The sequence below is a fragment of the Pseudoalteromonas sp. RB2-MNA-CIBAN-0110 genome, assembly GCF_040309305.1.
In the GTDB taxonomy this organism is placed as follows: Bacteria; Pseudomonadota; Gammaproteobacteria; order Enterobacterales; family Alteromonadaceae; genus Pseudoalteromonas; species Pseudoalteromonas arctica.
Window position 1 is genome coordinate 264,259 of record NZ_JBEOOQ010000002.1, and the last position, 23,553, is coordinate 287,811.

25 protein-coding genes and 2 pseudogenes are annotated in these 23,553 nt (G+C 40.0%); 5 read left to right on the forward strand and 22 right to left on the reverse strand.

What is annotated here, in order from left to right; translation table 11 throughout:
* Positions 1-66: 66 nt before the first annotated feature.
* The 17 genes from hflX to rpsJ form a co-directional block, all read right to left on the reverse strand.
* On the reverse strand, positions 67-1,356 hold the full coding sequence (hflX, locus tag AAEY68_RS02520) for a ribosome rescue GTPase HflX (RefSeq protein WP_007586404.1): 1,290 nt from the start codon (positions 1,354-1,356) through the stop codon (positions 67-69).
* 15 nt (positions 1,357-1,371) lie between these two features.
* Positions 1,372-1,635, reverse strand: coding sequence for an RNA chaperone Hfq (gene hfq / locus AAEY68_RS02525; RefSeq protein WP_007586402.1), 264 nt, complete (start codon positions 1,633-1,635; stop codon positions 1,372-1,374).
* Positions 1,636-1,713: 78 nt separating this feature from the next.
* On the reverse strand, positions 1,714-2,631 hold the full coding sequence (miaA, locus tag AAEY68_RS02530) for a tRNA (adenosine(37)-N6)-dimethylallyltransferase MiaA (RefSeq protein WP_024592472.1): 918 nt from the start codon (positions 2,629-2,631) through the stop codon (positions 1,714-1,716).
* Positions 2,632-2,641: 10 nt separating this feature from the next.
* A complete protein-coding gene (mutL, locus tag AAEY68_RS02535; RefSeq protein WP_024592471.1) occupies positions 2,642-4,489 on the reverse strand; it encodes a DNA mismatch repair endonuclease MutL in 1,848 nt (615 codons plus the stop codon).
* A gap of 36 nt (positions 4,490-4,525) precedes the next feature.
* Positions 4,526-5,869, reverse strand: coding sequence for an N-acetylmuramoyl-L-alanine amidase (locus AAEY68_RS02540; protein ID WP_350585424.1), 1,344 nt, complete (start codon positions 5,867-5,869; stop codon positions 4,526-4,528).
* A 30-nt stretch (positions 5,870-5,899) separates the two neighbouring features.
* Positions 5,900-6,367 (reverse strand): tRNA (adenosine(37)-N6)-threonylcarbamoyltransferase complex ATPase subunit type 1 TsaE, encoded by a 468-nt coding sequence (tsaE, locus tag AAEY68_RS02545; RefSeq protein WP_024592469.1) that lies wholly within the window; start codon positions 6,365-6,367, stop codon positions 5,900-5,902.
* Between the two features lie 482 nt (positions 6,368-6,849).
* Positions 6,850-7,107, reverse strand: a complete 258-nt coding sequence (gene rpsQ / locus AAEY68_RS02550; RefSeq protein ID WP_024592468.1) for a 30S ribosomal protein S17 — start codon at positions 7,105-7,107, stop codon at positions 6,850-6,852.
* Positions 7,107-7,298, reverse strand: coding sequence for a 50S ribosomal protein L29 (rpmC, locus tag AAEY68_RS02555; RefSeq protein ID WP_002957889.1), 192 nt, complete (start codon positions 7,296-7,298; stop codon positions 7,107-7,109). Before rpmC ends, rpsQ begins: the two co-directional genes overlap by 1 nt.
* Positions 7,298-7,711, reverse strand: a complete 414-nt coding sequence (gene rplP, locus AAEY68_RS02560) for a 50S ribosomal protein L16 (protein ID WP_002957890.1) — start codon at positions 7,709-7,711, stop codon at positions 7,298-7,300. Before rplP ends, rpmC begins: the two co-directional genes overlap by 1 nt.
* A gap of 12 nt (positions 7,712-7,723) precedes the next feature.
* Positions 7,724-8,425, reverse strand: coding sequence for a 30S ribosomal protein S3 (gene rpsC, locus AAEY68_RS02565; protein WP_002957891.1), 702 nt, complete (start codon positions 8,423-8,425; stop codon positions 7,724-7,726).
* Positions 8,426-8,436: 11 nt separating this feature from the next.
* Positions 8,437-8,769: a 50S ribosomal protein L22 gene (rplV, locus tag AAEY68_RS02570; protein ID WP_002957892.1), complete on the reverse strand. Its 333-nt coding sequence runs from the start codon at positions 8,767-8,769 to the stop codon at positions 8,437-8,439.
* Positions 8,770-8,782: 13 nt separating this feature from the next.
* Positions 8,783-9,061: a 30S ribosomal protein S19 gene (gene rpsS, locus AAEY68_RS02575; RefSeq protein ID WP_004588689.1), complete on the reverse strand. Its 279-nt coding sequence runs from the start codon at positions 9,059-9,061 to the stop codon at positions 8,783-8,785.
* Positions 9,062-9,076: 15 nt separating this feature from the next.
* Positions 9,077-9,901, reverse strand: coding sequence for a 50S ribosomal protein L2 (gene rplB, locus AAEY68_RS02580; protein ID WP_002957895.1), 825 nt, complete (start codon positions 9,899-9,901; stop codon positions 9,077-9,079).
* A gap of 15 nt (positions 9,902-9,916) precedes the next feature.
* Positions 9,917-10,219, reverse strand: a complete 303-nt coding sequence (gene rplW, locus AAEY68_RS02585) for a 50S ribosomal protein L23 (protein ID WP_002957896.1) — start codon at positions 10,217-10,219, stop codon at positions 9,917-9,919.
* Positions 10,216-10,821: a 50S ribosomal protein L4 gene (gene rplD / locus AAEY68_RS02590; protein WP_002957897.1), complete on the reverse strand. Its 606-nt coding sequence runs from the start codon at positions 10,819-10,821 to the stop codon at positions 10,216-10,218. The genes rplW and rplD overlap by 4 nt, the downstream gene beginning before the upstream one ends.
* Positions 10,822-10,838: 17 nt before the next feature.
* Positions 10,839-11,474 carry a 50S ribosomal protein L3 gene (rplC, locus tag AAEY68_RS02595; protein ID WP_002957898.1) on the reverse strand — a complete coding sequence of 212 codons (636 nt, stop codon included), beginning with the start codon at positions 11,472-11,474 and terminating at the stop codon, positions 10,839-10,841.
* Between the two features lie 27 nt (positions 11,475-11,501).
* The gene (rpsJ, locus tag AAEY68_RS02600) at positions 11,502-11,813 is read right to left on the reverse strand and encodes a 30S ribosomal protein S10 (RefSeq protein ID WP_002957900.1); all 312 of its coding nucleotides are present in this window, start codon (positions 11,811-11,813) and stop codon (positions 11,502-11,504) included.
* 417 nt (positions 11,814-12,230) lie between these two features.
* On the opposite strand from rpsJ, the gene plsB reads away from it, so the two are divergent.
* Entirely contained in the window at positions 12,231-14,669 is a 2,439-nt protein-coding gene (gene plsB / locus AAEY68_RS02605) for a glycerol-3-phosphate 1-O-acyltransferase PlsB (protein ID WP_024592467.1), read from the forward strand.
* A 21-nt stretch (positions 14,670-14,690) separates the two neighbouring features.
* On the opposite strand, the gene tesB is transcribed toward plsB, so the two are convergent.
* Positions 14,691-15,548, reverse strand: a complete 858-nt coding sequence (gene tesB / locus AAEY68_RS02610; protein ID WP_024592466.1) for an acyl-CoA thioesterase II — start codon at positions 15,546-15,548, stop codon at positions 14,691-14,693.
* A 77-nt stretch (positions 15,549-15,625) separates the two neighbouring features.
* On the opposite strand from tesB, the gene AAEY68_RS02615 reads away from it, so the two are divergent.
* Together AAEY68_RS02615 and AAEY68_RS02620 are read left to right on the forward strand one after the other, a co-directional pair.
* Positions 15,626-16,084, forward strand: coding sequence for an EVE domain-containing protein (locus AAEY68_RS02615; RefSeq protein WP_024592465.1), 459 nt, complete (start codon positions 15,626-15,628; stop codon positions 16,082-16,084).
* A gap of 69 nt (positions 16,085-16,153) precedes the next feature.
* Positions 16,154-17,189: pseudogene (locus tag AAEY68_RS02620) on the forward strand (cytosolic protein).
* Between the two features lie 36 nt (positions 17,190-17,225).
* Here the strand turns inward: AAEY68_RS02620 and AAEY68_RS02625 are convergent.
* The gene (locus tag AAEY68_RS02625) at positions 17,226-17,423 is read right to left on the reverse strand and encodes a PLDc N-terminal domain-containing protein (protein WP_007587044.1); all 198 of its coding nucleotides are present in this window, start codon (positions 17,421-17,423) and stop codon (positions 17,226-17,228) included.
* A complete protein-coding gene (locus tag AAEY68_RS02630) occupies positions 17,423-18,490 on the reverse strand; it encodes a potassium channel family protein (RefSeq protein WP_007587041.1) in 1,068 nt (355 codons plus the stop codon). The genes AAEY68_RS02625 and AAEY68_RS02630 overlap by 1 nt, the downstream gene beginning before the upstream one ends.
* A 169-nt stretch (positions 18,491-18,659) precedes the next feature.
* Here AAEY68_RS02630 and AAEY68_RS02635 point away from each other — a divergent pair.
* Positions 18,660-19,956 (forward strand): annotated as a pseudogene (locus tag AAEY68_RS02635) (short-chain fatty acid transporter).
* Positions 19,957-20,011: 55 nt separating this feature from the next.
* Here AAEY68_RS02635 and AAEY68_RS02640 read toward each other — a convergent pair.
* Positions 20,012-21,028: a metalloprotease gene (locus tag AAEY68_RS02640; RefSeq protein WP_024592464.1), complete on the reverse strand. Its 1,017-nt coding sequence runs from the start codon at positions 21,026-21,028 to the stop codon at positions 20,012-20,014.
* A 166-nt stretch (positions 21,029-21,194) separates the two neighbouring features.
* Between AAEY68_RS02640 and AAEY68_RS02645 the strand changes: the two genes are divergently transcribed.
* Positions 21,195-22,406, forward strand: coding sequence for an EAL domain-containing response regulator (locus AAEY68_RS02645; protein ID WP_024592463.1), 1,212 nt, complete (start codon positions 21,195-21,197; stop codon positions 22,404-22,406).
* A 32-nt stretch (positions 22,407-22,438) separates the two neighbouring features.
* On the opposite strand, the gene AAEY68_RS02650 is transcribed toward AAEY68_RS02645, so the two are convergent.
* Positions 22,439-23,515: a hemolysin family protein gene (locus tag AAEY68_RS02650; protein WP_007587021.1), complete on the reverse strand. Its 1,077-nt coding sequence runs from the start codon at positions 23,513-23,515 to the stop codon at positions 22,439-22,441.
* Positions 23,516-23,553: the final 38 nt, after the last annotated feature.

Below are 23,553 nucleotides of genomic sequence, written 5' to 3' on the forward strand. Positions count from 1 at the left end.
AATTGTGTTAAATCTAACAAATCTACCGCGTTTCTCATACAAAAACCGACATTAAAACGTCAATTTTTAATTACGGTTGATAAAACCAGCAATTTCAGGACCAAATTCTTTAATTAAACGATTCCACTCAACCATTGGCATTCTAACATCTAACAGCCAATTACCTTGCTCATCAAAGCGTTCTTCATGTACTGCATTTAAACTAAACAATGCAGCCCTTAGGCGACCATACAATGGCGTAAGAAATAATGTTTCGTTAAACATCTTCTTAGCAAGCAGTTCACTAATAGCCTCACTAAGTAATTCACACCCTTCACCAGTCTGAGCGCTAAGCCATACTCTTATAGGTTGGCCTTCGTCATCTCGATCAATACGTGGGCTTACGTTATCCAGCGCATCAATTTTATTATAAATTAATAGCTGTGGTACTTCATCGGCTTCAATTTCTTTAAGCACCGATTGTACTTGTTCAATATTTTCTTGAAGACGAGAGTCTGCTGCGTCAATTACATGTAACTGTAAATCAGCTTCACGAGTTTCAGTTAGCGTTGCTTTAAAAGCAGCAACTAAGTCGTGCGGTAAATGACGAATAAAGCCCACTGTATCAGCTAAGATAACAGGACCAACATCACCTAATTCAAGCTTACGTAGAGTCGGGTCAAGCGTTGCAAACAACTGATCGGCCGCGTATACATCTGAATTCGTAATTCGATTAAATAATGTAGATTTACCCGCATTGGTATAGCCAACTAACGATACCGTAGGTATTTCGTTACGAGTACGAGCTCGCCTACCTTGTTCGCGTTGCACTGCTACTTTAGCTAAACGCGCACGGATATTTTGAATTCGGGCACGAAGTAATCGTCTATCTGTTTCAAGTTGGGTTTCACCAGGTCCACGTAAACCAATCCCGCCTTTTTGGCGTTCAAGATGGGTCCAGCCCCGAATTAATCGAGTCGACATATGGCGAAGTTGTGCCAATTCAACCTGCAGCTTACCCTCATGGGTACGTGCACGTTGGGCAAAAATATCAAGAATTAGCGTCGTTCTATCAAGCACACGACACTGACAAACACGCTCTAAATTACGCTCTTGTGACGGCCTGAGTTGATGATTGAAAATTACGACATCTGCATTGTGGATTTTGACAATCTCAGCTATTTCTTCTGCTTTACCGGTACCGACGAATAGTTTCGGATGTGGTGCTTGACGGCTGCCTTGCACAACCGCCAAACTACTAACACCAGCAGAAGATACCAACATTTCTAATTCATGAAGATCTTCACGATCCCCTTCTTTAGGTAAGTCGATATGAACTAAAATTGCCTGTTCGCCGGATTCATAGCGGTCAAACAAACATTATGCTCCTAATTAAAAGTTACCAGCTTCTGGTTCTTCAGTGTCTTCACTCCCTTGAACTGCTTGGAAGTTAACTGCGCGAGCAGGGACAACTGTTGAAATTGCATGCTTATAAACCATTTGATTTACGGTGTTCTCTAGTAAAATAACAAATTGGTCAAATGACTGAATTTTGCCTTGTAATTTTATGCCATTTACCAAAAAGATTGATACTGGAATGCGCTCACGTCGTAGTGCATTCAAAAATGGGTCTTGTAACGATTGGCCTTTTGCCATGTTATTGTTCCTTCGTTCTAGGTGTTATTATAATTAAGTGGCTGAACTTATTTGATAAAAAACAATATTCAACTACTACTAGCTTAGCGAACTTACTACACGATGCAAGTTTTCTTCGTCACCCGTTGTTAACCAAGTAACATCAGGCCAGCTACGAAGCCACGTTAACTGACGTTTTGCCAATTGACGTGTTGCTGCGATGCCACGAAAAACCATTTCATCATGGCTTGTTTCACCCGCAAGGTAATCCCACATTTGTCTATAACCAACACAACGAATAGAAGGCATATTGGGGTGTAAATCCTTACGTAGATATAGGGTCGAAACTTCATTTTCAAACCCCTGATCAATCATTATTTTAAACCTTTCTTCAATTCGGCGATGTAATTCGCTACGTTCTTGCGGTGCAATCGCAAATTGATGAAAAGTATAAGGTAAAGCCGGCTGTTTTTGCTTTTGCAACTCAGTCATGGTCTTACCAGTTAACCTGTAAACCTCTAAAGCTCGATTAATTCTTTGTGAGTCATTCTCACTTATTTTTTCGGCTGCTTTTGGGTCAACTTCAACTAATTCTTTATATAAATGAGGCCAGCCAAATTCTTTAGCTTGTGCTTCTAGCTCTGATCTTATTACTGTATCTGCTTCAGGCAAAGGCGATAAACCATCAATTAAAGATTTAAAGTACAACATTGTACCTCCAACCAATACAGGCACTTTACCTTGTCTATGAAATTCGTCAATTTTTTGTACTGCATCGCGCCTAAAATCAGCAACTGAATATGTTTCACTCGGGTCAAGTAAGTCGATCAGATGATGCGGAGCTTTAGCAAGTTCTTCTGCATCGGGTTTTGCAGTACCAATGTTCATATCTTTATACACTAACGCTGAATCAACGCTGATTATTTCTGTATTTAAATGCTCGCACAGTGAGATTGCCAATGCTGTTTTACCAGCAGCAGTTGGACCCATTAAAAATATGACTGGTAAATTACTCAACACTGATACCTTAATCTAATTGCATTAAATAGTGATTTAGCTCTATTTTAACTGCTTTTTCGCGTAAGCGTTCAATAGTTTGCGGATTATTTTGTAAGCGCATTTGTTGCGCTAAAAACACATTGCTTAAATAAAACCGGGGAGGTACACATTTTATCTGCCACTCTAACCAATTCTCTATATTTTCAAGCCCTGCTTTACACCCATCAAGTAGCTCACCTATCGCTGTACTTACATCAAGTAAATATAAGCACGCTGGCAATTTTTTAACCATTACAAACTGTTTTTCTATTACGAGTTCAAAACCAAGTAAAGTAAACCACGATTGCTGAGCTTCTATAAGTAAGCAATCTTCTTTTGATAAGTTTACTCTTACGGGCAGCAAAAGAGCTTTCCCTTCTAAACTTCCGGACTCTTTAATTTGATTATGCCAATCATCTACCAATGCATATTTGAAATGTGAGCAATACAATTGCTGCTCAACACTAAATACACACGCACCTTCATTAACACTGATGATTGAAACTGTCTTTAAAACATTATGCGCAGACTCTAACTGGTGTTGTGCTACGGGTATGTTTGCTACATTATCAAAATGCGCAGCGTGTTGCTCACTCACACCTTGATAAAACGCGTTTACATCATGATGGCTCGTACTTGGTGTAGCACGGTATGCCCCGCCACCGCCAACACTTCTAGTACCTGATGATGAACTACCAGCACTTCCAGAGTAAGAGGGCTGTAATTGCGATTTAGGGTAATCAAATACTCCATCCGCTTTTGTATTATTAGAACTACTATGTGCTGAACCCATAAACACAGGCGCAGATTCCACCTCAGAGCTAAGCGGTTCATTCGTAAACTCACCTTGCAGCGGCACTACCACTTGCTTAATAGCCTGTAATATAAAGTCATGAATTAAGCGCCCTTGATGAAAACGCACTTCATGCTTAGCTGGATGAACATTTACATCAACCTGCCGAGGGTCTATATCAATATAAATGACAAAACCGGGTAATTCTTGTGTTCCGCTTACTTCTTCAAATGCCTGGCGTATAGCATGCAGAATAAGTTTATCGCGCATCATACGATTATTAACATAAGTATACTGAGTCGTATTAGCTGAACCTACAGGTAGCACCCAACCATGCAGCTGTAAGCCACCCTCTCCTGATTGAATATGCAAACCTTGCTCAGCAAAAGCCTTACCTGCAACTTGGGCTACACGTGTAATAGCCTGAGAGGGTTCTGTCTTCGCACGATACTGCCTTACTACTTTTTCGTTGTGAGTTAGTGTAATAGAGACATCAAAGCGACTAAGCGCAATACGCTTTATCAACTCATCAATATGGCTAAATTCAGTTTTTTCGGTACGCAAGAATTTACGACGAGCTGGGGTGTTAAAAAATAAATCTTTTACTTCAATGGTTGTGCCATCAGGGTGCGCTACAGGCTTTACTTGAACGGCCATATCGCGACCTTCTGCAAATGCTTGCCAAGCAGCTTCTTGATCTTTTGGTTTTGAGCTCAGCGTTAAACGCGATACAGAGCTAATTGACGCAAGCGCTTCCCCCCTAAAACCAAGTGAACAAATATTTTCAAGGTCATCAAGAGATTTTAATTTACTCGTAGCGTGACGAGAAAGCGCGAGCGTTAGCTCATCTTTACTTATCCCTGAACCGTTATCACGTATACGAATAAGCTTATGACCGCCACGCTCTATATCTATCTGAATACGTGTAGCGCCAGCATCTAAACTGTTTTCGACTAGCTCTTTTACTACCGACGCTGGGCGCTCAACCACTTCGCCTGCGGCAATTTGGTTAGCTAAACGCGCGGGTAATATTTCAATATTCATGAGATTTCCTAGCAAGCATTGCGCTAATTATAATGACTAACTTTGTGGTATATCGAGCTCTTGCCCAATAAACAAAGTATTAGAGCTAAGCTTATTAACTTGTTTTAATTCAGTGACTGTAATGCCATAGCGACTCGCCAACATACTTAAAGATTCACCCGGGCGTACCTTGTGCTTTGTTGGATATTGCGACTTTAATTTAGCAAATAAAGAGTCATCAGGTGGATTTTTTAAATAGTAATTTTTAATTGAAGTAAATATAGCTTTAGCCAAACGCTCTTGATGGTTAGCACTTTTAAGCAGCTTTTCTTCTCGTGGGTTAGATATAAACCCTGTTTCTACTAAAATTGATGGGATATCTGGTGATTTAAGTACAGCAAGACTCGCATGTTGGGGATCTTTTTTATGCAGCTTAGCAACTTTACGTAACTCTTTAACCACTTCGTCAGCTACGTTTAAGCCGGTTTTCATAGAGTGATCCATCGACATATCAAGTAATGCTTGCGCTAAGTATTTTTCGTTAGCGGCATCTTTCATTACATCCGCAGCGCCACCTAAAAGCTCAGAGTGCTTTTCTTTATCTTCTATCCATTTACCTATCTCTGAATTAGCACGCCTTAACGACAACACCCAAACAGAGGCACCATTTGGTCCCGGGCTCGTAAATGCATCAGCATGAATAGAGACAAAAAAGTCGGCCTTTTTTTCACGAGCACGATTGGTACGCGTATTAAGTTTTACAAAGTAGTCACCGCTTCGTACCATGCGCGAAATCATCCCACGTTCGCCATCAATCATGCGCTCTAAACGTTTTGCAATTTGCAGTGTTACTGTTTTTTCGTACGTGCCAGATGGACCAATTGAACCTGGATCTTCGCCGCCATGACCCGCATCAATTGCAATCACAATATCGCGCTCTTGGCTTAACTGGCGATTTTTAGCGGCTGTTTGAGCAGGAGAAACAACTGTGGCAGCTTGGCTTTTATTGTATAAATCAACAACGAGCCTGTTTTTATAAGGGCCTGTAGGCGCTAAAGCAAATACAACTGGCTTTACTGGTGCGTTTAATTCAAACACTAACCGAACACTGTGCTTATTTTTAGGTTTTGAGTAGCGTAGCTTGCTCACTATTTGATGTTTTGGTGGCACACCAGGTAGTATTTTTAATTCACTAGTATTTTCTAAATCGACAACTAAACGACTAGGGTTTTTCAGCATGAAATAGCTAAAGTCGGGTTTATCGTTTAAATCAAAGACTACGCGAGTACTATCCGGTGATGGCCACACGCGAACGCTGTTTATAGTATTTTTCGCCCACAACGGCATGCTTATGGTAATAACCATAAGGTAAATAAAGAGTTTAATTACACCTCGACTCATTTGATAATTACAGCCTTAACTATTATATTTTTATTTGTTATTTAGTTTTTCGACAATCGTTACACCGCGCTCACTAGCGCTATTAATAACAATTTTACGCTCGCTACCCACATAGCTTAGAGTAATATCTAAATCAGGCACAGGAATAAATTCGCCACCTTTTTCAGGCCATTCAACAACGCAAATTGCATCCGGTGAAAAATAATCACGTATACCCATGTATTCAAGCTCTTCAGGGTCACCTAGGCGGTATAAATCAAAATGATAAACGTTTGTACGCTCCAGTTCATAAGGTTCAACAAGTGTATACGTTGGGCTTTTAACTTTGCCTGCATGACCAAAGCCTTGCACTACACCTCGTGTAAACGTTGTTTTACCAGCGCCCAAATCACCATGTAAATAAATAACCGCACCTTGCTCTATAATATCAGCAACGCGATTACCCATTGCAACCGTGGCTACTTCATCAGTCAAATGAAATTCAAAACTACGCGTCATTACTACCTCAAAAATTCATTCAAAAGCGCATATTTGCTAATCATACCAGAATATTAGTTTAAGGCGATAAATTGAGGTTTTAGACATAAAAAAACCAAATAAGCTGATGATGAAAGTTGTGTATGGATGTCTATTTTCGATACTTTGAAGCTGTATCATTGTAATAAAATAAGGTAAGTGAGTTCTCAGACTAAAAAACTGTAAAAGAAAAGTAACACCACGAACTAGATGACCCCATGTTGGCATCAAATTAACTGAGATATGTAAGTTTATTATCTAACTTTTTCTGATTCAGTAGATGGTTCTGCTAGCAAAACTGGTACATGAAACTCTCAACTACTCCCCAAGATAACTTTATATTTTCAGATAAAAGACTAATCCAGGTGACCCGCTCACCCTAGTTTACTGTTTGCAGATGCTTTAAACACAAAAAGCCCCGGCTAATGCCAGGGCTTTTTTACAAAACTAACTTAATTAAAAAATTAAGCTTGTTTTGGACTAGAAATAACGTCTACTAAAGTCCAAGATTTATTCTTAGAAATTGGTGCGCATTCACGGATAGTAACTACGTCACCCGCTTTTGCTGTGTTATTTTCGTCATGTACGTATAACTTAGTCGTACGTTTAATGAATTTCCCATAGATTGGGTGCTTCACGTAACGTGCGATAGCGATAGTGAAAGATTTTTCCATCTTGTCGCTGATTACACGGCCTTGAAGAGTACGAATTTTATCGCTCATTATTGACCTGCCTTCTGGTTAATAACTGTTTTTACACGCGCGATATCGCGGCGTACTGTTCTTAGCGTGTGTGTCTGAGCTAACTGACCAGTGCTAGCTTGCATGCGCATATTAAATTGCTCACGAAGTAGTCCTAGAAGTTCAGCATTAAGCTCTTCTACGCTTTTGTCTTTTAGTTCGCTAGCTTTCATCACATTACCGTCCGAGTTACGAAAGTTGTTTTGAATGGCAATTTACGAGCAGCAAGGTCGAATGCTTCACGAGCAAGCTCTTCTGAAACACCTTCCATTTCGTAAAGTACTTTACCAGGCTGAATTTCAGCAACCCAATATTCAACAGAACCTTTACCTTTACCCATACGAACTTCAAGAGGTTTTTCTGTAATCGGTTTGTCAGGGAAGACACGAATCCAGATTTTACCTTGACGTTTCACGTGACGCGTCATAGCACGACGAGCTGCTTCGATTTGACGAGCAGTCATACGGCCACGGCCAGTTGCTTTCAATCCGAAAGTACCGAAGCTTACTTTGTTACCGTTTTGCGCTAAACCGCGGTTGCGGCCTTTGTGCATTTTACGGAATTTTGTACGTTTTGGCTGTAACATTAATCGCTACCTCTACTTAGCACTTTTCTTGGCTTTCTTTGGTGCGCGTTTAGCTGGCTTCTCTTGCTCTTGTACTAGTGGTAAACCACCAATAACTTCGCCTTTGAAGATCCAAACTTTAACACCAATGATACCATAAGTGGTTAAGGCTTCAGAAGTTGCGTAATCGATATCAGCACGAAGAGTATGTAGAGGTACACGACCTTCACGATACCATTCTGAACGTGCGATTTCAGCGCCGCCAAGACGACCGCTAACTTCAACTTTAATCCCTTTAGAACCGATGCGCATTGCATTTTGTACCGAACGCTTCATAGCGCGACGGAACATAACACGACGTTCTAGTTGAGAGGCAATGCCGTCTGCTACTAGTTGTGCATCTAGTTCTGGTTTACGTACTTCAGAGATATTAATCTGAGCAGGTACACCAGCGATTTTAGTTACCGCTTGACGTAATTTTTCTACGTCTTCGCCTTTTTTACCGATAACAACACCCGGACGAGCCGTATGAATTGTTACACGGATTGATTTTGCTGGACGCTCAATAACGATTTTAGACACAGAAGCCGTTTTCAATTCCTTAGTAAGGAATGTACGAACTTTGTGATCGCCAAAAAGCTGTGCAGAGAAATCTTTTGAACTCGCGTACCAGGTAGAAACCCAAGGTTTAGATATACCTAGGCGAATACCAGTAGGATGAACTTTTTGTCCCATTACTTATACTCCTAGCTATCTGAAACCATAACAGTGATATGGCTTGTACGCTTAAGGATGCGGTCTGCGCGTCCTTTAGCACGAGGCATAATACGTTTCATTGTAGGACCATCGTCCACAAAGATCGTTGTTATACGAAGCTCATCAATGTCAGCACCTTCGTTATGCTCTGCGTTAGCAATAGCAGACTCAAGTACTTTCTTAACTAATACAGCCGCTTTCTTAGGGCTGTACGCCAGGATTTCTAGTGCGCGATCTACAGGTAACCCGCGGATCTGATCTGCAACTAGACGTGCTTTTTGCGCCGAACCAGAGGCGAATTTATGTTTAGCTAATGCTTGCATTTATCTTCCCCTCTTATCGTTTCTTCGCTTTCTTATCCGCAGCATGGCCACGGTAAGTGCGAGTTGGTGCAAATTCACCTAGTTTGTGACCGATCATTTCGTCAGAAACGAAAACTGGTACGTGCTGGCGACCATTATGGACAGCAATGGTCAATCCGATCATGTTAGGTATGATCATTGAACGACGGCTCCAAGTTTTAATTGGCTTTTTCTCACCGCTTTCCAAAGCTTTCTCTACCTTCTTCAGCAAGTGTAGGTCTATAAAAGGACCCTTCTTGAGAGAGCGTGGCATGGCTATTCCTCAATATTACTTAGTACGACGACGTACTATAAATTTATCCGTACGCTTGTTCTTACGCGTCTTCGCACCTTTAGTCGGTTTACCCCATGGAGACACAGGATGACGACCACCAGATGTACGACCTTCACCACCACCGTGTGGGTGATCTACCGGGTTCATGGCAACACCACGAACTGTCGGACGAATACCACGCCAGCGATTTGCACCTGCTTTACCAAGTGAACGAAGCATATGCTCAGCATTGCCTACTTCACCTAGAGTCGCACGACAATCAGATTCAACTTTACGAACTTCGCCTGAACGAAGACGTAATGTTACATATTGACCATCACGAGCAAGGATTTGAACGTATGCACCAGCAGAACGTGCGATTTGAGCACCTTTACCTGGTTTTAATTCTACGTTGTGAACAGTCGAACCTACAGGCATATTACGCATTGGTAATGCATTACCAGGCTTGATTGGTGCATCAACACCAGACTGGATTGCATCGCCAGCTTTTAAGCCTTTAGGTGCGATAATGTAACGACGCTCACCGTCTGCATATAATACAAGAGCGATGTTTGCGCTACGATTTGGATCGTATTCTAAACGTTCAACAGTAGCTGGAATGCCATCTTTAGTACGTTTAAAATCGATTAAACGGTAGTGTTGTTTATGACCACCACCGATATGACGAACCGTAATACGACCATTGTTATTACGACCACCTGATTTAGAGTTTTTCTCTAAAAGTGGTGCGTATGGCTTACCCTTATGTAGATCAGAGTTAACCACTTTAACTAGGTGACGACGGCCCGCAGAAGTAGGCTTACACTTTTGAAGTGCCATAATTCTATCCCCTTATTACTCGGCGCCGCCGACAAAGTCTAGCTCGCTGCCTTCTTTAAGAGTAACGTAAGCTTTCTTCCAGTCGCTACGACGACCGAAACGTGCGCCAGTACGTTTTGTTTTACCCTTAACGTTAAGTGTGCGAACACCAGTTACTTCTACTTCAAAAAGCTTCTCAACTGCTACTTTAATTTCAGCTTTAGTTGCGTCATTTACTACTTTAAAAACAATAGTATTGTTTTCTTCAGCAGCAATTGTGCTTTTTTCAGAGATATGTGGAGCAAGGATCACTTTTAAAAGACGTTCTTCGCGAATCATGCTAGCGCCTCCTCAAGTTGCTTAACAGCAGCGGCTGTAATAAGTACCTTATCGAAAGCAATTAAGCTTACAGGATCGATACCAGCTACATCACGTGTGTCAACCTTATAAAGGTTACGTGCCGATAAGAAAAGATTTTCATCTACTTCTTCAGTCACGATAAGAACATCTTTAAGCTCAAGTTCTTTAAGCTTAGCAACTAGTTCTTTAGTTTTTGGTGCTGCTAGAGCAAAACTTTCAACAACGATTAAACGCTCTTGACGAACTAATTCAGATAAGATGCTTTTGATCGCACCACGGTACATTTTACGGTTTACTTTTTGGCTGTGGTCTTGTGGTTTAGCTGCAAAGCTAACGCCACCTGAACGCCAAATTGGGCTACGGATTGTACCGGCACGTGCACGGCCAGTACCTTTTTGAGCCCATGGTTTTTTACCACCACCGCTTACTTCAGAACGTGTCTTCTGAGCACGAGTACCTTGACGAGCACCTGCTGCGTATGCAACAACTACTTGATGTACTAATGCTTCGTTAAACTCACGTCCAAAAGTAGCTTCAGAAACTTCAAGACCGCCAGAAGCGTCTTTAATTGCTAATTCCATCACTAAATCTCCAGGACTTATGCTTTAACAGCTGGTTTAACGATAACGTCACCGCCAATAGCTCCAGGTACTGCACCCTTAACTAAAAGCAAATTACGCTCAGCGTCAACGCGAACTAGTTCTAAGTTTTGAGTCGTTACACGCTCAGCACCCATATGACCGGCCATTTTCTTACCTTTAAACACCTTACCAGGTGATTGGTTTTGACCGATTGAACCAGGAGCACGGTGAGATAGAGAGTTACCATGTGTAGCGTCTTGCATGCTGAAATTCCAGCGCTTAACACCACCTTGGAAACCTTTACCTTTAGAAGTACCGGTTACGTCAACCTTGTTGATTTCGTTGAATAATTCAACAGTAAGCTCAGCGCCTACTTCAAAATCGCCTTCACCACCGTTAAGGCGGAATTCCCACAGACCGCGACCCGCTTCAACACCAGCTTTAGCGAAATGACCCGCTTTAGCTTTGTTTACACGACTTGCTTTTTTAGTGCCTGCGGTTACTTGAAGCGCGTTATAACCGTCTGTTGCGTCAGATTTGATCTGAGCAATGCGGTTAGGTGTCGCTTCAATAACTGTCACAGGGATAGATACACCATCTTCAGTGAAGATTCGTGTCATACCCACTTTACGACCGACTAGACCTAATGCCATTTTCCTAAAACCTCTCTAATCTTTCGATTAACCCAGGCTGATTTGAACATCAACACCAGCAGCAAGATCTAAACGCATAAGCGCGTCTACAGTCTTGTCAGTTGGTTCTACGATGTCTATCAGACGTTTATGGGTGCGGATCTCGTACTGATCACGCGCATCTTTATTAACGTGCGGTGAAGTTAGTACAGTAAAACGTTCAAAGCGTGTAGGTAGTGGGATTGGACCACGTACTTGTGCGCCAGTGCGTTTCGCAGTTTCCACGATTTCTGCCGTTGATTGGTCAATCAAACGGTGGTCAAAAGCTTTTAGGCGAATACGAATGCGTTGATTTGACATTCTTAACCTCAATATAAAGAGCATATAAAAGAGCATAAAAAAACGACCGAAACAATCTTAAAACTTAAGATGTCGGCTGTTTGATTATATCTACGTTGAGTTCCAAATCGGAACTCCTGTTTATTAGCTTGAAATCCAAGCTTAATTTATCCTTTCTAGTTCCCAGAGGAATTTTGAAAGCCTGCGTATTATAGAGGTATTGGTGATAAATGCAACAACTATTTAGAAACAATACAATGCCTATAAATTTGATTAAATAAGCACCCATACATGCTTACTAGCTATACTTGAACTAATACCTCTACTGTTAGTCAATAAACAAGTTAACACCTTAATTACGCAAACTAAGGGATTTTTAGATATTATGGTATCCTACTGCGCTAATTTTGCCCTTAATACTCTCAATATGGTGAGTCGATGCGTATTTTAAATTATTGTTTAAATGTTATGTCTGCTGGATTTAGCCGATTATTTGTAAAAAGCAAAGTGCTGCCAGAAAATCCGATTAAACAGTATGATCTAAACCCTGAGTACCCTACATTTTATATAGTGCGTTTAAATTCACGATTTGATTTAGCGGCTCTCGCACATGCGTGTAAAAAAAATGGTCTACCTAGCCCAACCGAAGAGCAAGTATTAGGTAACCAAGATTTAGACCGTTTTATTGGTATTAAAAATCCACCACCACTGTTTGGTGATGAAGCTAAGCCAACCAATGCTTTAGCTCAAGGTAAACAAATTATTGAATACCTAATACAAAGTGGGCAGCAAAACGTACAAGTGGTTCCGGTTACTATTTTATGGGGTCGCGACCCGGGTAAAGAAAAGCCGGGGCTACGCACTTTAATTACGCACTCTCTAACTCCTAGCTGGTTTAGAAAGTTTTTTGTGGTGTTGTTTTCAGGACGCGACAACTTTATTCGCTTTAGCCAACCACTCGACTTATCGCTTTTAGTCAATGAAAAAGCCGATGTAAGCGAGTTACCACATAAATTATTACGTGTAGCACGTGTTCACTTTAAGCGCCAAAAGCTAGCTGCTACAGGCCCTAAAATGCCCTCTCGTGAACAATTATTTAATTCATTATTAGCGTCACCTACAATAAAAAAAGCAATTCAAGATGAAGCTAAAGCTAAAAACATTAGCCAAACAGAAGCCCGCCAAAATGCACTTAAGCTACTTGATGAGATAGCTGCTAATTACTCTGAAGCAATGATACGTGTGGCCGAGCGATTTTTAACTTGGTTATGGAATAAGCTCTATAACGGTATTGATATTAAACACGCAGAACAAATTCATGAACTAACAGATAAAGGCCATGAAATAATCTATATGCCTTGTCATCGCAGTCATATGGATTACTTACTGCTTACTTACTCTATTTATCATTTAGGCTTAGTTCCACCACATATAGCTGCAGGTATAAATCTTAACTTTTTCCCTGCCGGTGGCATATTTAGACGCTCTGGGGCATTTTTTATTCGTCGCTCGTTTGCAGGCAATAAACTTTATTCTGCCATATTCAAAGAGTATTTAAGCCAACTGTTTATTAAAGGTTACTCTGTTAAGTTTTACACGGAAGGCGGTCGAAGCCGAACTGGGCGCTTACTTCCACCTAAAACAGGTATGCTATCTATGACATTACAAGCAATGCTACGCGGAATAGACAGACCAATATCTATCGTTCCTGTGTACATTGGCTACGAGCACGTAATGGAAATTAACACCTACCTTAAAGAGCTAGATGGAAAAGATAAAAAAGGCGAATCTGTATTTGGTATTTTTAAGGCAATCAAAAACCTTAAAAACTACGGTCGTGGTAATTTAAACTTTGGTGATCCAATCTCGATTAACCAATACTTAAACGATAACCAACCTGATTGGCGTGATTCAATACACCCTACCGATGTACAAAAGCCACAATGGTTAGCGCCACAAGTAACTAAACTTGCCGACCAAGTAATGGTTAAAATTAATAATGCGGCGGCGCTTAATGCGGTTAACTTACTAGCGATGATATTGCTGGTTAACGATAAACAAGCATTGAGTAAACCAAAGCTATTAGCACAACTTGATTTTTATCTGCGCTTACAGCGCGATGCAAGCTATAGCGATAAAGTAACCGCGCCAGACGAAACACCAGAGCAATTACTAACGCATGCATTAAAGCTGAATAAGTTTGAAGTTATCAGTGATGAATTTGGCGAAATTATTACTATTAGCGATAAAGAAAAAGTACTGTTTAATTACTACCGAAACAATATTTTGCACTTATTTGCAGTACCAAGCTTAATTGCACTACATCTATTTAAACAACACAGCACAACTATTGAGCAATGCCAGCAACTTGTAAAAACGTTTTATCCATTATTTGCTAAAGAATGGTATTTACAGCCTCTTGATGAAAACTATATAACGCGTATTTTAGCTAACTTTGCTGATCAAAATTTAATTGAGTTTGATGGCGATAACATTCATATAACGAACAGTAATGACTGCTTAGCTAAGCTAGAAATGCTTGGACGAGCACTTAGTTTTACTCTACAACGTTACGCTATTGTGATTGGTTTTATTCAAACAAGTGATGGCATTGAAAAAGCAGAATTAGAACGAGAGAGCCAAGTGCTTGCACAGCGTTTAGGCACACTGCATGGCATTAAAACACCTGAGTTTTTTGATAAAAAAGTACTTGTTAGTTTTATCGAAAACTTACGTGGCGAGTCGTTAATAACAGAGGGTGATAAAGGCTTAGTAGGCAGTACACAACTTTGCGAAACCTACGCACACCTTAAAACATTACTGCCAGCACGCGTCTGGCAGTCAATCAGCGATATAGTACAAGATCAGTGTAACTAGTAATATATCTATAGAAGGGGGTTAGCGCTGACGCATAACCCCTTCTTGCATTGTTGAGGCAACCAAGTTGCCTTCGCGATCAAAAAACTGCCCGCGTACCAAACCACACCCATTACTCGCACTTGGACTATCAATTGAATACAAAATCCAATCATCCATTCTAAATGGGCGATGAAACCACATTGCATGATCAATAGTAGCTACTTGCATATTTGGCTGCATAAACGATACACCATGAGGCTGCAATGCTGTTGGTAAAAACTCAAAATCAGAGGCATACGCTAATAAGTAATTGTGGATGCGCTGATCGTCTGGCATTTCACCATTAGCTTTAAACCAAATATGCTTTACCGGCTCCATAACTTCTGGTTTAAACGGGTTATGAAAAGTAACTGGTCGCATTTCAATTGGCATTTCACGCGTAAACTTATTACGGATGACTTCAGGGATATGAGAAGCGTTATCTTGATAAAACTCAAGTGATGAGCGTAACTCTTCAGGTGCGGGTACATCAGGCATTGTTGCTTGATGCGACAAACCATTTTCTTCACCCTGAAACGACGCTGTCATATAAAAAATTGGCTTACCGTACTGAATCGCTTTTACTCGGCGAGTACTAAAGCTCTTTCCATCGCGAATAGTTTCTACATCATAAACAATCGGTTTAGCTGGATCGCCTGGGCGTAAAAAGTAAGAATGTAATGAGTGAACTATACGCCCCTCAGGTAGAGTTTCTTTAGCGGCAGAAAGCGCCTGCCCCATAACTTGACCGCCAAACACAGCACCAAAGCCTAAATCTTGGCTTTGTCCTCGATATAAACCTTGCTCAATTTCTTCAAGTGTTAACAACGACAATAAATCATCTAATACTTGGCTCATTACTTCTTCCTCATTACCCTAGTATCCAAATGATACTATACAATAGTGGGAAGTAAATATTTGTTAGGAATACTGTTATGGCTTACTGGCTATTTAAAACTGAACCCGATGCGTTTTCATTAGATGATTTAAAAAACGCACCAAAACAAACGACTCTTTGGGAAGGCGTGCGTAATTACCAAGCGCGAAACTTCATGCGTGATGGCGTTAAGGTCGGTGATTCAGTGATGATTTACCATTCAAGCTGTAAACACGTAGGTGTAGCGGGTATTGCCGAGGTTACAAAAGAAGCCTACCCAGACCCCACTCAATTTGATTTAAGTAGCGACTATTACGATGCAAAAGCCACCAGCGACAAACCACGCTGGGTTGTTGTTGAAGTTACTTATCAAAGCCATTTAAAAAAATTAATTAGCCTTAAAGATATTAAAGCCAATAATAATATTACTGAAATCGCACTTAAAAAAGGCGGACGACTATCAATAATGCCTGTTACTAAAAATGACTGGGATGAAATAATCAAAATGGCGCAGTAACACCCTCTCGGTTTGACCTAATTTCATTGAGTTTGATATGATCTATGCTGACTTATAGCTGGAGGATTAATGAAATTACTGTATTGGTTAGATGAATGGTTAACTCTCCCGCGCAATGAGCAACAAACTCGATTACCCATGACGGGTAGTGATTTACTCGGCGATGTATTTGTTAAGTATGATTTTGTTGACGTTAATAAGCCCCTGCTTTTTACCTTTTCACCCGCAGGCACTAACGTGCAAGAGCAAGATCTTCACCCTGATTTTGCACCATGGGGTTATCACTTGGCTCAAAAACAAAACGTAAACGTAATCGCTTTTCAGCATTTAGGTAAAAGTAATTGGTTTCGTAATCGTAATTTAATCTTTTTTTCTCGAGCAATTATCAACATTACTTACGCCGTTTAATTGTCGATTAGGCTATGGCTTAAGCCGTGGCGGATTTGCTGTTGGCGCTTTTGCTAAACTATTAAAGCTAAACCAAGTACTGTTCTTTCACCCGGTAAGTACTAAAAATAAAGAATTAGTACCCTGGGATGACCGCTCTAGTACCGATATAGCTCAGCAGTTTGACTGGCAACAAGATTATCACGATCTAGATTTAGGAGATGCCCAAGGCTATATTATTTACGATCCTACTAATCGTATAGACCGAATGCACGCCAAGCGCTATAAGCAGTTAACTCACTTGCGAGTATTTGGTATGGGACATGGCACACACGCTACATATTTGAATAAGTTTGGGTTTTATAAGCAAGTAGCCGTTGATTTCATTCAACATCAGCAAATCGATATTGCACAGTTTCGCCTGCAAACCAAAACCTTACGCTTAAAAGAAGATTATTATCAAAGTCTCAATACGGCTAATGCAGACTCCCCCCATCGTTTAGCATTATTGAGTACAGCGCATAAAATTTTAGCTGATGAAAAAGAAGTGTATGTACAAGAGCATCAAGCAAAAATTGATATTCAGCCATTAATAGATGTGGCACTTAAGCACCAAGATGAGCACCCTAATGATGCTATTCAGCTATTAGAAGTCGCCCAGCAACTTCTACCTGACGACCCTCTAATTGAGCATAAACTCAAACAGTTGGAAGAGTAATTATTCCAACTAAAACGGCTATAAAGGCTAACTACTCTATTTAGCCTTTTTCTTTTTGTGCCTATGCTTGGGCACAATGGTAAAGTACATCATTAAACCTAACCAAGAAAATATAATGATTCCCATTAGCCAGCCATTCTTTTCATGACCCTGTGTACGCTTACTGTTGAGTACAATAACGACAGGTAATATGTAAGCACTTAAAACAACAATTAAAAATACAACTTCATTCATTATTTTTCTAGGCTCGACCAGTCTACTTCACTACTTAATACTCGATCTACCGATATATAGTGCAAAATATCGCCTTCACTTACTTTGTAATCTAATGGTGGGTTTAAATCCATATTTTGCGCACTTAAATTATGGGCAACACCTAACAGTATTGCATCATGCTCAAGCTTAAAATGATGAAACAAAGTACCAAACTCCATATCTTTGCAGCCACTTGGTACTTTCAAGCTAAATTGTGTATCGCCGTGCAAAGTAGATAGCAGCTCCTCTTGCACACGGCTCGAACCTGGATCTTGCATTGAGCGTACTAATATCTCAGCTGATTTTGCACTACTACATTCTACATTTTGGCAATGCTCTAACATCATCTCAACTTTAGTTTCATCTAAAAAGTGAGCACTTATATGACAATCATCTTTTACTAAGCGACTTATGCGCAGGGCTGTCGTAAATGTCTGGTCGTCATCTTGACCATCAATAATCACCTTATCAGCACTACGAATAGCTACCCGCTCTAGTTCAGCTAAATTTGTAAAACTCGTTAAACGTGCAAAATCAACGCTTTCGTTAGCTAAAAAAGGATGATCCATTTGCTCTGTTACCGCGAGTAAAATACGACGGTCAGTACGTTTCGTATCTGCCAAAATGTAATCAATCATCTTTTTTGTACGAGTGTCGTGCCAACCAAAAATAATAATATGGTGGTTACTGTGGGCAAAGTTTTTATCACCAGTCATAGCGCGCCTAATTAAGTAAGTAACAGTTTGTCCTGCTTTTCCTAGCAAAACACCAAATAAAGCTAAACCAAATGGAATTTGTATTAATGCTACCACCCAACGACCAAGATCAGTAGTTGGACTAAAGTCACCATATCCCACTGTTGATGTTGTTACTGTGTAATAGTAAAAAAAGGTAGTAAGCGAGGTTAACGCTTTCTCATTCGCTATAAATAGTAAGCTCCATGTTAATAGCATATGAGTCAAAATAGCTAATGCCACTGCTTGCCAACTCAACTGATCTATATGAGCGCGAACAAGTAACGCTAGCCTTTTAAATATCACCGGCATAATACAAAGTCTTCGTTAGTAAATTATCTATAAACAGTACGTTACTGTAAGCGATGCTTTTAAGCAATGTTTAAGCTTTTAACCACAAATATAAGACTAAATGCTGTTTGCCAATGGTGATTTTTCATGATTAATTAGCGTTAAAATAATAACCAAAACAGTTGTGCTTATGCTTAATAAAATAGCCCGCCCTTTTACTAAAATTGTAGAGCGCTATCTTCCCGACCCTTTTATATTTGTAATTTTACTTACAATAATTACTCTTATTAGTGCGAGCTTATTTACAACCGCAACCAACATTGAAGTATTACAAGCGTGGGGAGGTGGATTTTGGAACTTATTAAGTTTTGCTATGCAAATGCTACTAGTGTTAATTACAGGCTACATGTTGGCAAGTACGCCACCTATAAGTAAGTTATTAGAAAAACTAGCAACACTCGCAAATACAGCACCTAAAGCAATTATATTGGTAACGCTTATTTCGCTTTTAGCGAGCTGGATAAATTGGGGATTTGGCTTAGTTATTGGTGCCCTTTTTGCCAAGGCAATTGCTAAACATACTCGTGTTGATTATCGATTATTAGTAGCCAGCGCTTACTCAGGTTTTGTTGTATGGCATGGCGGATTAGCCGGTTCGATTCCTTTAACTATCGCAACCGATGGTCACTTTTCAGAGCCCAGCATTGGTATTATTAGTACAGAGCACACTTTATTTGCGGGCTTTAATATAGCCATATTAGTTGGTTTATTCATTATTATGCCGCTCGTTAATCGCTATATGCTGCCAAGCGAGCAAGAAAGCGTATATATCGACCCAGCTCTTTTACAAGAGACAACACCTAAGCCCACAACAATAACGAGACCTGCCCAACATTTGGAACAAAGTAAACTACTCGGTATGACAATTGGCTTATTAGGTTTGGCATATTTAGGCTATTACTTTTTTATTACTGGCGGAAACTTAAACCTTAATAGCGTTATTGCCGTATTTTTGTTTTTAGCTATTACGCTACATCAAACACCCCATAATTTACTTAACAGTCTGCAACAAGCAATTCCAAGCGGGGCTGGCATTGTTATTCAATTTCCTTTTTATGCCGGCATCATGGCGGTAATGGTTGATAGCGGATTAGCACAACAGATATCACGTGGCTTTATTGCCGTTGCAGATGCTGATAGCTTGCCATTTTTTAGTTTTTTAAGTGCAGGACTCGTTAATATGTTTGTACCCTCTGGCGGTGGCCAATGGGCTTGTAATACCTGCAGCACAAGAGCTAGGTGCCGATATGTCTCGCGTTGCAATGGCCGTTGCATGGGGTGATGCGTGGACTAATTTAATTCAACCTTTTTGGGCATTACCAGTCCTTGCTATTGCAGGCTTAAAAGCAAAAGATATTATGGGGTTTTGTGTTGTGCAGTTGTTTGTAACTGGGGTTTTTATATCGCTGGTATTGAGCTTTTATTAATTTTTAACGGGCTGTAACAAATATTACAGCCCACTTTTACCTAGAACGATAAATACTAGCTCGATAAAATAGTCATCGGCAGGCTCAATATTGGATTTTCTGAATCGGCAAAGTGCATCATTACAGCTACATGCCCAGCGACTACAACTGCATACATTACCGCTGAAAAGCCTTGGCCATATTTATCTAGCGGCATTAAGTGTGAGTAGTGACGGCCTCGCCACTCAAATACAATTTCCAGCGCACCTACAAACAAAAAGAATACCAGTAACATTAAGCCAAAGGTGTAGCTCAGCCATAAGCCAAATAGTACGCCTAATAAGCATACGCTTAAACCAATCCATGAACGCATTGAAAAGCTAATACTTTTTAATACATGCCCGCCATCAAGCGGTAAAATAGGTAACAAGTTAAATAAATTTAATAACGCACTAAGCACCGCAACACCTGCAAATATTTCCATCTCGGTGGCGTAATATAAAACGACACCCAGTACCGAGGTAATTAAACCAAATGCAGGCCCCATTAGCGATATAACTACATCTTGCCAACGAGTCGTTATTTTGTCGTCACTTACAGCTAGCCCACCTACAAATGGGATTAAGTAAATACCTTTGGTTTTTATGCCAAAGTATTTCATTGCTCGCACATGGCCGTATTCGTGTACAACTAAACACCCAATTAGCATTAATGCAAATTCTATACTAAATAACCACGCATAGCCTGCAACAGAAGCCCCTGCAAGCACTACTTTAATTACCTTAGCACTTTTAAAAAGCTTAAAACCTAATGCAGCCAGACCTAAAAAGCCTTTTTTAGGTGACCCATTTGTAGGTGCTGGTAACGCAAGTTGTGCTGCAAATTGATCATCTACAAAGAGCGAAATGCTTTGCTCTTTCACCGCCGCTGTATCGATACCTATTACTTTGTTGTCGTAAGTAAATTGAAAATAGTTTTCACGAGGGTTATCAAAGGTAATGGCTTGTTGCGCGTGAAATACCTGCACAATTCTTTGCCCAGACACCATAAGCGAAAATGGTTGCTCGGCTAAAGTAAGATCTATTCTTATCATAATTAAGACCGTTTAAAATAATGGCGCTAGTATACCTAATCAGCTTAAAAACACGAGTGAAGGTGCTAGGTAACTATTTTCAAAATAAAAGTATTTGATACTGACAAAATAAAAAAACACTACTACTTTTATAGTAACTCCAAGCGATACATTGAAAGGGATAACAGTGGACAAAATAGTGCCTAATATTTTAGTTGTTGACGATTCAAAAGCAATTTTGATCGTTATGGAAGCTATACTTAACGAATTGGGTATGTCTAACACTATAACTACGTGCCTGAATGCAAAAGAAGCTCTTGAAAAAGTAAAAGAAGACGTTAACTACTTTGATGCTATTTTTACTGATCTCAATATGCCCGAAATGGACGGCATGGAACTAATCCGCCACTTAGGAGAGTTACATTATCAAGGCGGTATTATAATTGTTTCTGAAATGGACCATAAAGTTATTAGCTTAGCTGCCAATCTCGCGAAACAACATAACGCTCACCTCATTGGTAATATTTCAAAGCCAGTGCAACTGTCTCAGGTTAGTAGGTTACTTATTAAAGTGGCGCAATTAAACAGCCACACTTTATTAAAAGAGTCAGCCATTTCAAAAGATGAGCTTATTGATGCATTAAAAAACGATGAAATAACGCCTTTTTACCAACCAAAAATAAACGCTGATAACAATAAAATTGAAAGCGTTGAAGTCTTAGCACGTATTTTATCAAGTAAAGACGGCAATATTATTTTACCTAACCGTTTTATAAACACTGCCGAACAACACAACTTAATTAATCAAATTACATTTTCTCTTTTTGAAAAGGCCACCAGCGAATTCAAAAATATGAAAGCGCAACTAGGTCATGATTTTAAAATGGCATTTAATTTATCGCCAACTCAGCTCGACGACTTAAACTGCCCTAATAAATTACTGCTCATTTTAGAATTAAACCAACTCACGCCTAGTAACATAATTATAGAAATAACAGAACAACATGCACTCTCAAGCCTCATGCAATTAGAAACACTAAACAGATTAAGAATGCATGGCTTTGGTATATCGCTAGACGACTTTGGTGTTGGTTTTACTAATATGAATCAGCTTCGAAATCTTCCTTTTACTGAAATTAAAATAGACCGTTCACTTATTAGCCATATAGAAACAGATTTATTTTCTCAAGTGGTCGTAAGTTCGTTATTTAATATTACGAGTAAAGATAATTTAGACTTAGTAGCAGAAGGCGTTGAACGCCCAGAAGAGCTCGTTTATTTAAGGCATTATAAAAGAAAACTAGCTATACAAGGTTTTTTATTTAGCCGCCCTAAACCACAAGACGAATTTATATCTTGGGCTAAAGATTGGCTGAAAACTGATGGCAGCCCCGCTTAAAGAGGTATTAATATTTAATCGGGGCTGGTTAACTAATTATCACCCCGAGTGTGTTTATCTTCTTCACTGACTATATGCGCACTGCTTGCTAAACGTTTGTGCCAACGCTGCCTTGCTACTGCGCGCATATTAGTAGATTGGTCACGCTCATCTACAATCTCTAGCCCCATTAAAGCTTCAATCATATCCTCTAGCGTTACAATACCTTGCACGTCACCGTACTCATCTACAACTAGGCATATATGCGTGCGCTTTGTTAAAAGAGTTTGCAGTAACGACGATACATTTTGAGAACTCGGCACCGTATAAATAGGCTTAATCAATTTGCTAATTTTGTAATCGGTACCTAAACGGTGAAATGCCAGCATAATATCGTTTTTATGCACAAACCCAACAATATCGTCGCTGTCTTTATCAAATACCAATATACGAGAAAATGACGACGAGCCGTGATCGTTTAAATACTGATTTACTGTTAAGTCTTTGTGGATTTTAAAAATTACAGTTCGAGGCGTCATTAAGTCGCATAATTTTGCATGTCTAAAATGTAATAAATTACGAATTATTTCGGACTCATCCTGATGTAATGCACCCGACTCCGTACCTATATCAGCCATTGCCTCTATCTCTTGACGAATATAGTAAGCCTCATCGTGCTTTGGACCCATTAAATTTGTTAGCTTTTGTGCAAACCATACAAAAGGCTTTAGCAATATAACTAAAAACCTCAAAGCGTAAGTAACACTTGGCGTTAGAGCTCGCCAGTAATTAGCCCCCAAGGTTTTAGGAATAATTTCAGAAAGAATTAATACGAGGAATGTCATAATGGCTGATGCAATACCTACAGCCGCATCGGAAAACACGACAGCTGCCTGTGCGCCTACCCCAGCAGCACCCGCAGTATGGGCAACCGTATTTAAAGTTAAAATAGCAGCTAAAGGCTGATCTATATTGTTTTTAAGTTTTTCGAGCTGTTTAGCAAGCTCAGGATGATCTTTCCTAAGTGATGCAACATAGCTGGGCGAAATACTTAATAACACAGCCTCCATCACAGAACATAAAAACGAAATAACAATCGCCACTACCATATAAACTATCAGTAAAGTCACTTTCTCTCCTCTATATTGGATATGTGAGCATGGTATCA